Origin of the sequence: Paludibaculum fermentans, assembly GCF_015277775.1 — a bacterium.
Lineage (GTDB): Bacteria > Acidobacteriota > Terriglobia > Bryobacterales > Bryobacteraceae > Paludibaculum > Paludibaculum fermentans.
The window spans coordinates 6,471,682-6,485,670 of record NZ_CP063849.1; the positions used below are offsets into that span (position 1 = coordinate 6,471,682).

9 protein-coding genes are annotated in these 13,989 nt (G+C 59.8%); 8 read left to right on the plus strand and 1 reads right to left on the minus strand.

The features are described from left to right. Nucleotides 1–107: 107 nt before the first annotated feature. Nucleotides 108–476: a ribbon-helix-helix domain-containing protein gene (locus tag IRI77_RS25530; protein ID WP_194447822.1), complete on the minus strand. Its 369-nt coding sequence runs from the start codon at nt 474–476 to the stop codon at nt 108–110. 627 nt (nt 477–1,103) lie between these two features. Between IRI77_RS25530 and IRI77_RS25535 the strand changes: the two genes are divergently transcribed. The 8 genes from IRI77_RS25535 to IRI77_RS25570 all read left to right on the plus strand — a co-directional run bounded on the left by IRI77_RS25535 (nt 1,104) and on the right by IRI77_RS25570 (nt 13,987). Next, nucleotides 1,104–2,159: a hypothetical protein gene (locus IRI77_RS25535; protein WP_194447823.1), complete on the plus strand. Its 1,056-nt coding sequence runs from the start codon at nt 1,104–1,106 to the stop codon at nt 2,157–2,159. A gap of 108 nt (nt 2,160–2,267) precedes the next feature. Beyond that, nucleotides 2,268–2,762: a hypothetical protein gene (locus IRI77_RS25540; RefSeq protein ID WP_194447824.1), complete on the plus strand. Its 495-nt coding sequence runs from the start codon at nt 2,268–2,270 to the stop codon at nt 2,760–2,762. 245 nt (nt 2,763–3,007) lie between these two features. Next, the gene (locus IRI77_RS25545; RefSeq protein ID WP_194447825.1) at nt 3,008–5,239 is read left to right on the plus strand and encodes a Z1 domain-containing protein; all 2,232 of its coding nucleotides are present in this window, start codon (nt 3,008–3,010) and stop codon (nt 5,237–5,239) included. A gap of 207 nt (nt 5,240–5,446) precedes the next feature. Then, nucleotides 5,447–7,927 (plus strand): type I restriction-modification system subunit M, encoded by a 2,481-nt coding sequence (locus IRI77_RS25550; RefSeq protein ID WP_194447826.1) that lies wholly within the window; start codon nt 5,447–5,449, stop codon nt 7,925–7,927. A 173-nt stretch (nt 7,928–8,100) separates the two neighbouring features. Continuing rightward, nucleotides 8,101–9,159, plus strand: a complete 1,059-nt coding sequence (locus tag IRI77_RS25555; protein ID WP_194447827.1) for a restriction endonuclease subunit S — start codon at nt 8,101–8,103, stop codon at nt 9,157–9,159. Further along, the gene (locus IRI77_RS25560) at nt 9,152–12,271 is read left to right on the plus strand and encodes a type I restriction endonuclease subunit R (RefSeq protein ID WP_194447828.1); all 3,120 of its coding nucleotides are present in this window, start codon (nt 9,152–9,154) and stop codon (nt 12,269–12,271) included. The genes IRI77_RS25555 and IRI77_RS25560 overlap by 8 nt, the downstream gene beginning before the upstream one ends. Then, entirely contained in the window at nt 12,271–12,987 is a 717-nt protein-coding gene (locus tag IRI77_RS25565) for a M48 family metallopeptidase (RefSeq protein ID WP_194447829.1), read from the plus strand. The genes IRI77_RS25560 and IRI77_RS25565 overlap by 1 nt, the downstream gene beginning before the upstream one ends. A gap of 493 nt (nt 12,988–13,480) precedes the next feature. After that, nucleotides 13,481–13,987: a hypothetical protein gene (locus IRI77_RS25570; protein ID WP_194447830.1), complete on the plus strand. Its 507-nt coding sequence runs from the start codon at nt 13,481–13,483 to the stop codon at nt 13,985–13,987. Nucleotides 13,988–13,989 lie beyond the last annotated feature (2 nt).

The following is a 13,989-nucleotide window of genomic DNA, read 5'->3' on the forward strand; positions in this document are numbered from 1 at the left end:
TGCCCAACGCCCTGCGGGGTCGTTTGCGGACGAGGTGGTACGTCCGAACCCCGCGCGCCAGTTCCGGCCGCCCCCTGCTTCCGGCTCGATCGGGAACGGCCGCGACGTCACGCAAAGCCTGCTAGATGAAGCCGCGATAGCGTTCCGCCGCGCGTTCGCCGAAGGGCTCCAGGCTGATCCACCGTGGTGCTTCGACGCAAGCGCGGCCTTGGCTTCCTGCCCCAACTGGTAGATGTGCTCTTCGAGGTCCTTGATTCGCTGGAATGCGACGACTTCCCCCGCGCCAGTTCACCCAGTCCAGCGCGCACTGCGCCGCGCAGCCACTTCAGCCTCGCCTGATTCTCCCGATTCCGCTGCTCCGTCAGGCGTAGAGCTTCGCACACCACGTCGCTGGCGTGGCCATAGCGCCCGGAATCCACCTCGGGCGCGATGAGCCGGTTGAGGTGGCCGGCGAGATTGATGTTTCTGGTTGGCATCGGCCCGCACTCGTCATCCCGCTAGTACAGGCAAAGATTGCCAATCGCGAGGCAGCCGGCGAATAGGGGATCATGCGTCCTTTCAAAGCCACAGTGGGTGCCCAATGCGTCTTCGGGGCCGCCGTTGCTGCAGATGCACCGTTGCAGGCGGAACTCAAGGGTACGCCAGGGCCCATTGGCTATGGGATCCAACCGGGCAGCAGGGAGAAGGCGGCGCAGGTTGGGTGGGCGGAAACGAGTTGGCTCGCCGCGCGAGTTTGGACATAGCCAATGGCATCGGCCGGTATCCGGCGGCGCACAGGTCACAAGCACGAATCTCGATCAATGGACGCTGGAGATCGGCCGGATCCCCGTGCACTATTCTCAGTGCTGCCGCAGATTGCGCGCGCACAAAGCATGCGGCAGTTGGAGCCATGGTACTACCGGAGCGGAGGCGTCAGATGTTTTGGCGACCCAATTCGTACAACCGGTGGATTCCAAGACTCGCGCTGGGATGGGTCAGTCCTCGTGGCATCCAGCCGCACGTCCAGCCCTTCACCTGAGGCCCGCACCAAAGCGCGTTCAGCACCCCATCATCCGGCAGTCCCTCCACCGCGATACACTCGAACTGAAATTGGAAATTGCCGTATGCCTCAACCCCAGAAGTCCACCAAAAAGGCCGCCCGCAGCAGGAACGGCGGCGGAGGGGAAATTGAGTTGAGTGCCAACAAACCCTCGGACGACTTTCTGCTGACGAGGATTCCACCGGATTTTGACGTTGCTCCTATCGGCTCCTGCGACGGCCACGCCCTCTTCGGCGCGGAGCGCAGAGGTCTCTTCCACTTCGTCTCCTATCAGTCCGGAACTGGCCTGTCTCAGTATCATGTGCCTCACTTCCGGATTGCCGATGCAATTAGCGCGGCGGCCGAGAGCTCCGAAGAGGCGCTGAACTTCCCGCTGGCTGAAGGACTGGAACTTCTTGCCCGCCGGGGCGAGCCGTTTGGTTTGCTCAACGGGGAGATCTGCTTTCTCCTGAACGGTGCCTCTGGCGCGGTTCTGGCTCGGCGCATGACGGAAGCGGCCCAGCTTTTGAAATCCGCCAGGAAGCGAGTGATCCGTGAGAATGACATGTACGTCGTTGCTCGAGCGATAACCCAGGCCGGCAATCCCGTATCATCCCGCGCCCGTCTCCTCATGGACGGCATCGCTTTCGAGCGATCGCTGCTCCGCCGCCTTTCCGCCAAGTCCTTTGGCCTCTATTCAGCTTTCTGCACGCACCGCGATTTCCGTTGCGCATTGGGAAAGAAATCCTGCCTCAAGGAGATGCTGAAGGTTCACTTCGATTACTACGCCGCCGAACCAGCCGCCGAAGACTTCGTGAAATTGGTGCTGGCCGTTCAGGACGACTTCATCGGCTGCCGTATCTGGCAACCGGGTGCCCACCTGCCCATGGCTGAGGCCGTCAGCGCCCTGGCGTCTGCCTTGTCAAAGCTGGACGAGAGCCAACGCACCCAAATGGTCCTGTTGAACGGAATGCACGGAGGGAGTGTCTTTCTTCACCTGGGAGTGCTGCTGAGGATGATCTCATTTGCCGATTACGCCGACTTCCTCACTGCCCCCTATCAGCCCGATTCCGAAGAGGAGCAGTGGATTCGCAGCTCGACCTGTTATACAGAGCTCTTCGGAGAGGCCAGTCGCGTCTGACGTTCACTCGCGACGAAATTCCACGGTTCTGCGGCCAGTGCCGGCTCAACGATGCCGGCCGCGCGTTCGTTTCAGATCACGAGAACACACATTGGGGGACCATTCCACATGTCGATCACGGTAGTTAACATCAAATTGGAAGATTGGGACGCGACAGACATCCACTGCCCTGCCTGCGGCGCAGGTGTCTCCCGGATCGATTCAGGACTTGAGCCCTGCGAACACGTCGACTTTGTCTCTTTTCCGATGGGAGACCTGGAGTACATCCGGAAGGAACTGGAACCAGTCGTAGAAGAATGGCGGGAGGTCGCGGAACGAAGAGACAGGGAGTTCGTGCTGGCCGATGTCCTCTCCCGGAAACTGGAGGGGGCGACGTCCTTCATCTTCGCCATCACCTGGGAGGGCCTGTTCGACGCTCTTTGGATCGGCTTCACTTTGGGCCATATCGAGCCGGATGAGGATTCTGAGGACGACGATGAATCTTCAATCGAGGCCGCCGATGGAGCCACTGGCATCGTAGACAGTCGTCCGAAACTTAAACCAAGAATGCCGCAGGTCAGTGCAGCGAAGGCTCCGCGTAAGCGCGTCGAATCGAGAGACTAATAGTTCAGACCAATGCACCGGGGTCGGCAAAGGTGCCCCAGTCCCCGCCTACCTCTCGGACGCACATCAGTTGCTCACCTTGGCGCCCGTCGTTTCGGCGCCTGCTCCTAGCTGCACGCCTTCCCGGAGTGGGCGCGACGGCTAGAGCTAAATCATCGTTCTAAAGCTCTATTATTTCGTCAAATTGTGGATACTACCCTATAGAGTTTTTCGCTGTAGCCCGATATCCAAATGGCCCTCATTCCATGAACTTCTACGACACCCTCGCTGAAACCAGAAAAGACTCCTCTGAGTTGCGCGCCAGCGTTGAACGCGTGGCTGAGTTGTTGGACAGACCCGATACCACAACAGTCAGCCGGCCCGGCATTCTCCTGGGCAAAATCCAAAGCGGAAAGACCCGCGGCTTCCTCGGCATCATCGCTCGCGCCTTCGATCGCGGCTTCGACATGTCCATCATCCTGACCAAAGGGACGAAATCCCTGGCCCAGCAGACCGTCGCTCGACTCAACCAGGACTACCGGCAGTTCATCCAGGCCGACCAGATGAAGGTATTCGACATCATGAACATGCCTGCAAACCTAGCGGGCTATGAGTTGCGGCAGAAACTGATCATCGTCGTCAAGAAAGAGGACGACAACCTTCGCAGGTTGCTGGAGGCCTTCCGGACCACTTATCCCAACTGGAAGGACAAACGCGTACTGATTGTGGACGACGAGGCCGACTACGCCTCCGTCACCTTCCGCAAAAAGAACGGCAACACCGGGCCGGGCGTCGTGGCCGCCATGATCGATGAGTTGCAGCGGCTCGTCCCTAAATCCGACTACCTTCAGGTCACCGCGACACCCTACGCCCTCTACCTCCAACCTGAGGACGAAATCGTCTCCGCTTCGGGCGAGCAGATCTTCCTCCCAAAACGTCCGGCATTCACGGAACTTCTCCCAGTCCATCCGGCCTATGTGGGTGGCGAGTATTACTTTGAACTCGCGCAAGATCCCGAATCTCCGGCCTATTACTTCTACCGCCCCGTCCCTGATCGCGAGCGCGAAGCCCTCAAGCGCCCCGACGGCCGCCGGATGAACCTCAAGGATGTTCTCACCCAGAACAGCACGGAGGTTATCCGCGAAGCCTTCATGACCTTCCTGGTGGGTGGCGCCATTCGCCGGTGGCAGGAGAAAGCGGCGGGAAAACCGGAGCCAAAATACAGCTTTCTCTTCCATACCGAAACCAGCATGAAGTCGCACCAGTGGCAGGAGTCCGTCCTCAGCGCCATCAATAAGGACTTCACCGAGGAAGCGAGTCAGGACTCATCCCTGTTCAACCGGATTCTCAATTTGGCAATGGATGATCTACGCCGCTCGCTGGAGCTCGAAAGCCTGCCCATCCCACCCCAAGAGGTTGTTAAGGAGGACATCCGGAAAGCTCTGATGGAAGGCTCAGTCGTCATCTCGCGGGTGAACTCTGAGAACGATGTGGATCAGTTGCTGGATGAAGAAGGTCAGTTGAAGCTGCGTACGCCATTCAACGTCTTCATCGGCGGCCAGATTCTCGATCGCGGCATCACGATCGCCAATCTGATCGGCTTCTACTATGGGCGCAGCCCGAAGCGCCTCCAGCAGGACACGGTTCTGCAGCATTGCCGTATGTATGGCGCCCGGCCTAAGCCGGACCTGCCCGTAACGCGATTCTACGCTCCGCAACTGGTCTACGAAGCCATGTGTAAGATTCACCAGTTCGATACCGGTCTTCGCGAAGCATTTGAATCTGGAGCGCACGACAAAGGCGTCTATTTCATACAACGCGACCCCAAGGGCCGCGTGATCCCCTGCTCACCCAACAAGTTGGGATTCTCTGACCTGAATGCCGTCCGTCCCGGAAGCAGGATCCTCTCATCAGGCTTTGAGACCGTGGCCAGGACTGCCGGAGAGAGAAAGCTCCGACAACTGGATGCAAGCTTGGATGCGTTGTGTCCAGCCGATGGCGCCCCTGTAACCGTCAGCTCTGAGGAGGCCATCGAAATCCTCAATCGCTGCTACGATCTCCTTGACCCGTCCTCCTATCCGGAATCCGAACGCACGGACTATGCGGCCGCCATCCATCACTTCGCCCGCCTTTGCCGTACAGACATCGATCGGGACCGAGTCAGAATCCTCGCTTGGCGCAACCGCAGCTTGGTCCGCATCCGCGAATCGGGACGCTTTTCGAACGCGCCCGACACGAAACAACAGCAGGACCTGGCTCATGCTCTCGCCCAGGACGCCCCTGTAATGCTCCTCTTCCGTCAGGACGGGACACTGGAACTGGGCTGGAAGGGCCTGCCATTCTGGTGGCCAGTCATCATCACGCCGCTGAACTCCGCGCCCGTGATTTTCGCCGACGCCGAACGCTCGGACATTCCCGCTGTCCCCACGGATACTCAGCGTCGGCCCAGAAAGCGCGCCCAGACGAAAAAGCGTGGGGCAAAGCGCAAGCGGGCCTGAACCCAATCCAGGCAATGCGCCATCTTTCCTGCTTACCCTTCCGGTGCACCTCGGTGAGGAATCAGGATGCATCCGGATACTGCTGCCTAAGCGGCAAACGGTACAATGCCGTTTACAGATTAAGAGAACGTGAAAGTGACCAAGTCGCTGGTGCCGCGCCCACCAATCGTGCGCTCCACCAGCTGTGTCTGGAGTTTCAGCTACCCTGTGCCGATCAAAAAATCCGACCTCTACTCCTCCCTTTGGGCCTCATGTGATGAACTGCGCGGCGGAATGGATGCCAGCCAGTACAAGGACTACGTCCTTTTCATGCTGTTCATCAAGTACATCAGCGACAAGTACGGCAACAGTACCGACTTTGCGCCTCCGGTCATCATCCCAAAGGGAGCCAGCTTCCAGGACATGATCGCCCTCAAGGGCAAGAGCGACATCGGCGACAAGATCAACACCCAGGTCATCCAGCGGCTGATCAACGCCAACACTCGGCTCGCCCGCACCGACTTTCCTGACTTCAACGACCCCAACAAGCTCGGCGAGGGCAAAGCGATGGTGGAGCGCCTCACGAACCTCATCGGCATCTTTCAAAAACCTGAGCTCGATTTCTCGCAGAATCGCGCCGATCACGACGACATCCTCGGTGACGCCTACGAGTACCTCATGCGGCACTTCGCCACCGAAAGCGGTAAGAGCAAGGGACAGTTCTACACGCCCGCCGAAGTAAGCCGGGTCATCGCCAAGGTCATCGGCATCTCGCCTCAAAATACAAAGGCATCCACCACCGCCTATGACCCCACCTGCGGCTCTGGTTCGCTGCTGCTGAAAGTCGCAGCCGAGGCCGGCAAACGCATTACCCTCGAAGGGCAGGAGAAGGACGTGACCACCGCCGGTCTGGCGCGCATGAACATGATCCTGCACGACTTCCCCACGGCAACGATCCTCCCTGGCAACACGTTGGCCGCGCCCAAGTTCAAAGTCGGCCAGTGGCTGAGTACCTACGACTATGTCGTTGCCAATCCACCCTTCTCCGATAAAACATGGACCACCGGGCTCACCCCGTCCGAGGACCCCTACGAGCGTTTCGAGTGGGGCGTTCCTCCTGCCAAGCAAGGCGACTATGCCTACCTGCTGCATATCATCCGTTCCATGCGTAGCGCGGGCAAAGGCGCCTGCATCCTGCCGCATGGCGTTCTCTTTCGCGGCAATGCCGAAGCGACCATTCGCAAGGAACTCGTGATGTCCGGCTACTTGAAGGGCATCATCGGTCTGCCCGCCAATCTCTTCTATGGCACCGGCATCCCGGCCTGCATCGTGGTACTCGACAAGCAGAACGCCGTGGGCCGCAAGGGCGTGTTCATGATCGACGCCTCCAAGGGCTTCATCAAGGATGGCAACAAGAACCGGCTGCGCGAGCAGGATATCCACCGCATCGTCGACACCTTCACTAAACTGACCGAGGTGCCGGGCTACGCGCGCATGGTGCCGGTCGGCGAGATCTCCGACCCGAGGAACGATTTCAACCTCAACCTTCCTCGCTACATCGACAGCACCGAACCCGAAGACCTGCAGGACATCGATGGGCACCTGCGCGGCGGCATTCCGGATCGCGATCTGGACGCGCTTGGCGCTTACTGGAAGGTCTTGCCCACCGTGCGAGCCGAGTTGTTCGAATCCGCCGACCGGGCGGGTTACTCCGCGCTCAAGCTGCCGATCGCTGAGGTGAAATCCGCCATTCTGGGCCACGCCGAATTCACTGCCTTTCAGCGGAGAGCGACCCAGGTCTTCAGCGGCTGGCGCAAGGCGACGACTCCGAGTCTGACCGGGTTCCGCCAGAACGGGCACCCCAAGGCGCTGATCACGACTATTGCAGAGGACCTTTTGGAACGGTTCCGGAAGGCGCCGCTCCTCGATGCCTACGACCTGTACCAGCACCTGATGGACTATTGGGCAGGGACCATGCAGGACGACGCCTACCTGATCGCCGCCGAAGGCTGGCTGAAGGGGGCCCAGCCTCGGGAGATTATCCAGATTGAGAATAGGGACAAGAAACTCATCTGGCCGGAGGCGCACGACTACTTGAAAGGCAGGCGCCGCTTCAAGTCGGACCTCGTACCCGCCTCGATTCTCGTCGACCGCTACTTTGTGGCCGAGCGGGATGCCATCGAAGCACTCGACAGTCAACTCGCCACGCTCGAGCAGCAACTCGACGAGATGCGCGAGGAGAATAGCGGAGAGGATGGGTTGTTGGCCGAGGTGATTGAGGGTGAGGGGGATAAGCAGAAGATTGCCCCCAAGGTGGTAAAGGCTCGGCTCAAGGAGATCGACGAAGACCCTCTCTACTCGGAGGAGCGAGCAGCGCTCGAAGCCTATACGGAACTGCTGGAGCAGCAGGCCGAGCGGAAGGCCCGACGCAAGGCCGCGCAGGAGGATCTCGATAGGAAGATTGACGCCAAGTATCCTAAGCTCACTGAGGCCGAAATTAAGACCCTCGTGGTGGACGACAAGTGGATGGCCCGGCTGTCTGCCGCTGTGCAGGGTGAATTGGACCGAGTTTCTCAGACGCTCACTGGACGGATCCGCCAGTTGGCTGAACGGTATGCCTCCCCCCTGCCGAAGCTTTGTGAAGAGGTCGAGGCGCTCTCGGCGCGAGTCGAGGAGCACATCAAGCGCATGGGGGCATCACGGCAATGACGCCGGGATTCAAGCAGACCAACGCGGGATCTGTGCCAGAGCAATGGGATGTCCAGCGTTTATCGTCACTTGTTGCCAACGGGCCCAAGAACGGTTATTCGGGCCGATGTTCAAAGGACGCCAGAGGTACCCCAACGCTCAGCCTTGGGGCGACATCATCTGGAAGCTTGGTTTTGAACGACGAGACAATCAAATACCTTGAGGAGACAATCGACGCGAGTTCGGATTTGTTTCTGCTACAAGGTGACGTGCTAGTCCAACGCGCCAACACCACAGACCTTGTCGGCACAACAGCTGTTTTCGACGGCCCATCTGGTATCTATGTTTACCCAGACTTAATGATGCGGATGCGGTTTCGCGAGTTAGCAACTGCCCATTGGTTCTGGCGGTATGCGTCTGGCGCAGATGGTAGACGTTACTTCATGGGTATTGCCGCCGGCTCCTCCGGGAGTATGCCCAAGATCACCGGAGATAACTTGCGTCGGATGCCGTTGCCAGTTCCACCCCTTGCGGAGCAACGCGCCGTCGCGAAGGCGCTTGCCGACGTGGATGCGCTGCTTGCCGGACTGGACGGGCTCCTCGCTAAGAAACGTGACCTCAAACAGGCCGCCATGCAGCAACTCCTGACTGGTCAGACCCGGCTGCCGGGGTTCCGCCGCAAATGGGCGGTCAAAACACTCGAAGAAATCGCCGAATGTCTTGATGATCTTCGCGTGCCGCTCAACGAGGCCCAACGGTCGCGGATGAGAGGAGATTACCCATACTGTGGTGCCAACGGAGTGCTGGACTACATCGACAGATACATCATCGACGACGACATAATCCTAATGGCCGAGGACGGTGGCTACTTCGACGAATACAAGACGCGTCCAATTGCCTATCGTTTGAAGGGTAAGTGTTGGGTTAACAATCATGCGCACATTTTGAAGGCTAAGCTCGGATTTGACCAAGTGTTCGTGTACTACTCGCTTGTTCACAAGAACATCCTTCCCTTCCTTGCAAACGGAACACGCGCAAAACTGAATAAATCAGAAATGAAGAAGATTGAAATCGAAACCCCGGGTGAGGAGTCAGAGCAAGCCGCCATCGCCAACATCCTCTCCGACATGGACGCCGAGATTTTCGCGCTGGAAGCCCGCCGCGAAAAAACCCGCCTCCTCAAGCAAGCCATGATGCAGGAACTCCTCACCGGCAAAACACGCCTCGTCCCCACCGGAGAGCCCGATGCCTGATACGCCGCGCTCCGAGCGCACCACGCAGAACCGCGTCGTCGACCTGTTCACCAACCCGGCCCGGCCCGACTACCTCGGCTTCCGCTACCTCGGCGACTGGAAGAAGCGCGACAACAACCGCGCCGTCGAAACCGCCCTCCTCCGCGACAACCTGACCGCCCGCGGCTACTCGCCCGCCCACATCTCCGCTGCCCTCCATAAACTCGAAGCCGCCGCCGACTCCACCGGCATCACGCCGTACGAGGCGAACCTCCGCACCTACCAGCTCCTGCGCTACGGCGTGCCCGTCCAGATCGCCATGGGCCAGGCCCACGAAACTGTACATCTCATCGACTGGGCGCACCCGGAAAACAACGACTTCGCCCTGGCCGAAGAGGTGACGCTCAAAGGTGGTTACGAACGCCGGCCGGACATTGTCCTCTACCTGAACGGCCTCGCCATCGTCGTCATCGAGCTCAAGCGCAGTTCCGTGGAACTGGCCGACGGCGTGCGCCAACTCATCACCAATCAGGAAGAAATCTTCAACCAGAACTTCTTCAGTACGGTGCAACTCCTGCTGGCCGGCAGCGACTCGAAAGGGCTCCGTTATGGCACCACCGGCACACAGGAACAGTTCTTTGTTCAATGGAAAGACGAAGCGCCCACCGGCGCCGCCCCTGTCGCCGGGGCGCTGCTCGACCGGCCTCTCGCTCAACTCTGCAACAAGGTCCGGCTGCTCGACCTCGTCTACAACTTCATCATCTTCGATGCCGGCCGCAAGAAAGTGCCGCGGCCTCATCAGTTCTTCGGCGTGAAAGCCGCCCAAGCACGCATCGCGAAGCGCGAAGGCGGTGTCATCTGGCACACACAGGGCAGCGGCAAGAGCATCCTGATGGTGCTCATCGCCAAATGGCTGCTGGAGCACGATCCGCACGCCCGCATCCTGGTTATCACCGACCGCGACGAACTCGACAAGCAGATCGAGGGCGTGATGAAGAACGCCGGGGTCATCGGCGCCGAGTCGCCTTCTCCACGTATCACCTCGCGCGCCCAGATGGTGGAGAAACTCGCGGCAGCTACCCCGCGTCTTCTGTGCGCGCTCATCCACAAGTTCGACGTAGCCGATCTCACCGGCGAACGTCCCCGCGTCGACGGCCAGTTCTACGTCTTCGTGGACGAATGCCACCGCACCCAGGGCGGCGACATGAACAAGCAAATGAAGCGCTGGCTGCAGAACGCCATCTTCATCGGCTTCACCGGTACGCCCCTGCTGCGCAAGGACAAACTCCTCACCCGGGACGTTTTCGGAACGTATATCCACACCTACAAGTTCCACGAGGGCGTGGCCGACGGCGTCATTCTCGATCTCAAGTATGAGCCGCGCGATGTACCGCAGCGGCTCACCGCCCCGGCTGCCATCGACGCCTGGTTCGAGAAGAAGACGCAGGGTCTCAATAAGTTCAAGAAGGCCGTCTTGCGCAAACGCTGGGCCACGCTGGAGGAGTTGATGAGCGCCAGCGAGCGCAAGCAGCGCATCATCGCCGACATCATCCAGGACTTCAGCCTCAAGCCGCGCTTGAACAACGACCGTGGCACCGCCATCCTGGTCGCTGCCTCCATCTACGACGCCTGTCACTACTTCCGCTTGCTACAGGAAACAAACTTCCGTCCATACTGCGGGCTCATCACCTCCTACGAGCCCAACCACAACGCAATCTCGCGCGAGCCGGCACAGAGTGACGAACGCTATAAGTTCGACACCTACACCCGTCACGTCCTCAAAAGAGGCCAGACGACCACGCAGTACGAAGACGGGATCAAACGCCGCTTCCTCAAGGAACCGGCGAACATGAAGCTGCTGATCGTCGTCAGCAAGTTGCTCACCGGCTTCGATGCGCCCAGTTGCACCTACATCTACCTCGACAACGAACTCCACGACCATAGCCTGTTCCAGGCGATCTGCCGCACCAATCGCCTGGATGGCGACGACAAGGACTACGGCCATATCGTGGATTACAAGGAGCTGCTCGAAGACGTCCAGCAGGCCATCGCCGTTTACAGCTCCGACGAACTGGACATCGACGATGGTGGCGGCGGTGATAACAACGTCCACCTCAAGGACTGGCGGGTAGAAGGCAAGAAGAAACTGGACGAGGCGCGCGAGAGCTTATGTTACCTCTGTGAACCGGTAGCTCTGCCGCGTGAGGTGGAGCAGTACCTGCATTATTTCTGCGGTGACGCCGCCAACCCGAACGCGCTGGATGAGACCGAGGCTCTTCGTGTCTCCTTCTACAAGACCGTTTCCAGTTTCGTGCGCGCGTTTGCGTCTGTCGCGCAGGATCTCGCGGAAGTGGGCTACTCCGCTGCCGAGGCAGCGGCCCTGCAGGGCGAGGTCGAGTTTTATGCGGAGATCCGTTCCGCCATCAAGATGCACGCGGAGGAAGAGCTCGACATCAAGCCCTATGAGGCGGACATGCGCCACCTCCTCAACACCTACATTCAAGCCGACCCGGCGACCACCCTCGGCGAACTGGGCGAGATGTCCCTGATGGAGCTCATCGTCAAGACGGGCATCCACGACGCCATTGCCCAAAAGTTGAACCAGAAGGGCAAGCTCTCCAGGAACGCCATCGCCGAAGGCATCATCAACAACATCCGCAAGACCGTCATCCGCGGCCAACTGACTGATCCTCGGTTTTACGAACAGATGTCCAAGCTGCTGGAGGACCTAATCAAACAGAGTCGCGAGGATACCAGGGAGTATGAGGAGTTCCTTCGGCAGGCCGAGGCGCTGGTCCGGCGATTGGCTGCGAATCAATCCGACGACGGCGTGCCCCCGGCGCTGCGAGGCCATCGCGAAGCAATCGTGATCTTCAACAACCTGCCGCAAATCCTAGCCGCTGGAAGACCGGACTCCGCCGATGAGTCCGAGCCCGGCCCGGATGACGAAACGGAGCGCGCCACCCTGGCGCTCGAAATCGACCGTGTGATACGTGAGCACGCGCCCGCGGGCTGGAAGGGCGATCAGGCGAAAGAGGCGCAGGTGAAGAATGCGCTGTTCCCAGCAATGAAACGGAACCGCGAGGCCACACTCGCACTCTTCGAGCTCATTAAGAACCAGCCGGGCTACTGATGCCAGAGACCATTCAGATCGGCGAGATCAACATTGCCGTGACGCGCAAGGATATCCGAAATGTCCACCTGTCGGTACACCCGCCCAACGGCCGCGTAACCATGGTTGCTCCGACGGCCACGCGCCCCGAGGTAGCCCGCGCGTATGCCCTGTCCAAGCTCGGCTGGATTCGCGCCCAGCAGGCGCAACTCCGTGCGCAGGCCAGGGAAACGCCGCGGGCCTTCGTCGAGCGGGAGAGCCACTACCTCTGGGGCAGGCGCCATCTGCTCTCGGTCCGGGAGGTAGACGCGAAGCCCTCCATCCGCCTCGATCACCGCAGGATCACGCTCACGGTGCGGCCAGGGACGAACGTGCAGAAGCGCGAAGCAATCATGCACGACTGGCACAAGTCGCTCCTCCATGCCGCGCTCCCCGAAATGATTCAGAAGTGGGAATCGAAGCTAGGTGTCAAAGTAGCAGCCTATTTCCTCCAGCGCATGAAGACCAAGTGGGGCAGTTGCAACCACCGCGCCGGGAACATCCGCCTGAACACCGAACTGGTGAAGAAGCCCAAGGACCTGCTGGAGTATGTGGTGGTCCACGAGATGATTCACCTTCTCGAACCTACCCACAGCGAGAGATTCCTCAAGCTGATAAACAAGCACTATCCGGGATGGCGGGAAGCCAGAGCGGAACTGAACGAGCTGCCTCTGTCAGCGGAGGTTTGGAGAGAATAGCGTGAACTCGAGTGTCTCGGGCCACAAGACCATCTAAGCTGAATTCAGCCCGCCGATTCGCCCTCATCTTGAACTGCCAAAAAATCTTTCATAGTTGCCTCCCGGTGTACCTCTCAGCAATCAACGATGGCTTTGAGGTGGTTATCGATCACCGTCATCGATGTTCCTGCCAGTTCGCCGATCCGGTCCGCGTGCAACCCGCCCACGGATTCAGTCGCCCGTTCGAATCAGACCATTCTGATTCGAGCCTCCTGTGCCATCAAACCATTCAGAGTTTCCGGATAGTTGCCGACCGGCCGATTCGGACTAGTAAGAACTGCTTCCAAGTTCCTGTCCGCGGCCGGGCGTGATAGTTCTCCCCAAAAACCCCGGGGCGAAGAAAAAGCGGTAACCGCCGGCCAAAGTATCTTTATCGTTTATTTCCATTGCCTTACGGAGCCGCTCACCCTCCACGCCCAGTCCGTGCATGTATCATCCCCCCGGAGCGCGAACTATGACGAGAGACGACGCCCGATTCGATGCGATGGCCGCTGCTGCCCTCGCTCGCAACATCCGGATTGCGGATGACCAACTCAGCCTCACTGCCGCCGCCGAGGCCGGCGTGTGTTCCTACGAAGACCCCGCCCGTTTCCACGGCTCCTATTGCGATGTGCTCCAGGAGTTCCAGCCCCACTCCCTCCACGAACACATCGTCGCCAACTCGCTCGCCGCTAACCTCTGGAGCCAGCGGCGCTATCGCGGCGTCGAAAGCGGCCTCCTCGATTCCTGCCTCCGCGAAGCATCGGTTACAGCCGCACCCGGGGAGTCCGGTGCCACCCCAGCCCGGCGGCTCTACCAGGCCTTCCGGCCCCTGTCGCCCGCTGAACTCACCACCCTGGCTACGCTGGATCAGCTCCACGACGCCCTCCACCGCTCTACCCGCGCCAATGCCGATCGCCTTGCCAAGGCGCGCCGCCGCCGCGAAGCCGCCGCCAAAAAGGAAGCGGCCCAGGGACGCTAGCC

Bases quoted from the DNA above. Each gene is read 5' to 3' on its own strand.
- IRI77_RS25565 (WP_194447829.1), top strand. From the start codon at position 12,271: ATGCCAGAGACCATTCAGATCGGCGAGATCAACATTGCCGTGACGCGC.
- IRI77_RS25530 (WP_194447822.1), bottom strand. From the start codon at position 476: ATGCCAACCAGAAACATCAATCTCGCCGGCCACCTCAACCGGCTCATC.
- IRI77_RS25540 (WP_194447824.1), top strand. From the start codon at position 2,268: ATGTCGATCACGGTAGTTAACATCAAATTGGAAGATTGGGACGCGACA.
- IRI77_RS25570 (WP_194447830.1), top strand. From the start codon at position 13,481: ATGACGAGAGACGACGCCCGATTCGATGCGATGGCCGCTGCTGCCCTC.
- IRI77_RS25560 (WP_194447828.1), top strand. From the start codon at position 9,152: ATGCCTGATACGCCGCGCTCCGAGCGCACCACGCAGAACCGCGTCGTC.
- IRI77_RS25545 (WP_194447825.1), top strand. From the start codon at position 3,008: ATGAACTTCTACGACACCCTCGCTGAAACCAGAAAAGACTCCTCTGAG.
- IRI77_RS25535 (WP_194447823.1), top strand. From the start codon at position 1,104: ATGCCTCAACCCCAGAAGTCCACCAAAAAGGCCGCCCGCAGCAGGAAC.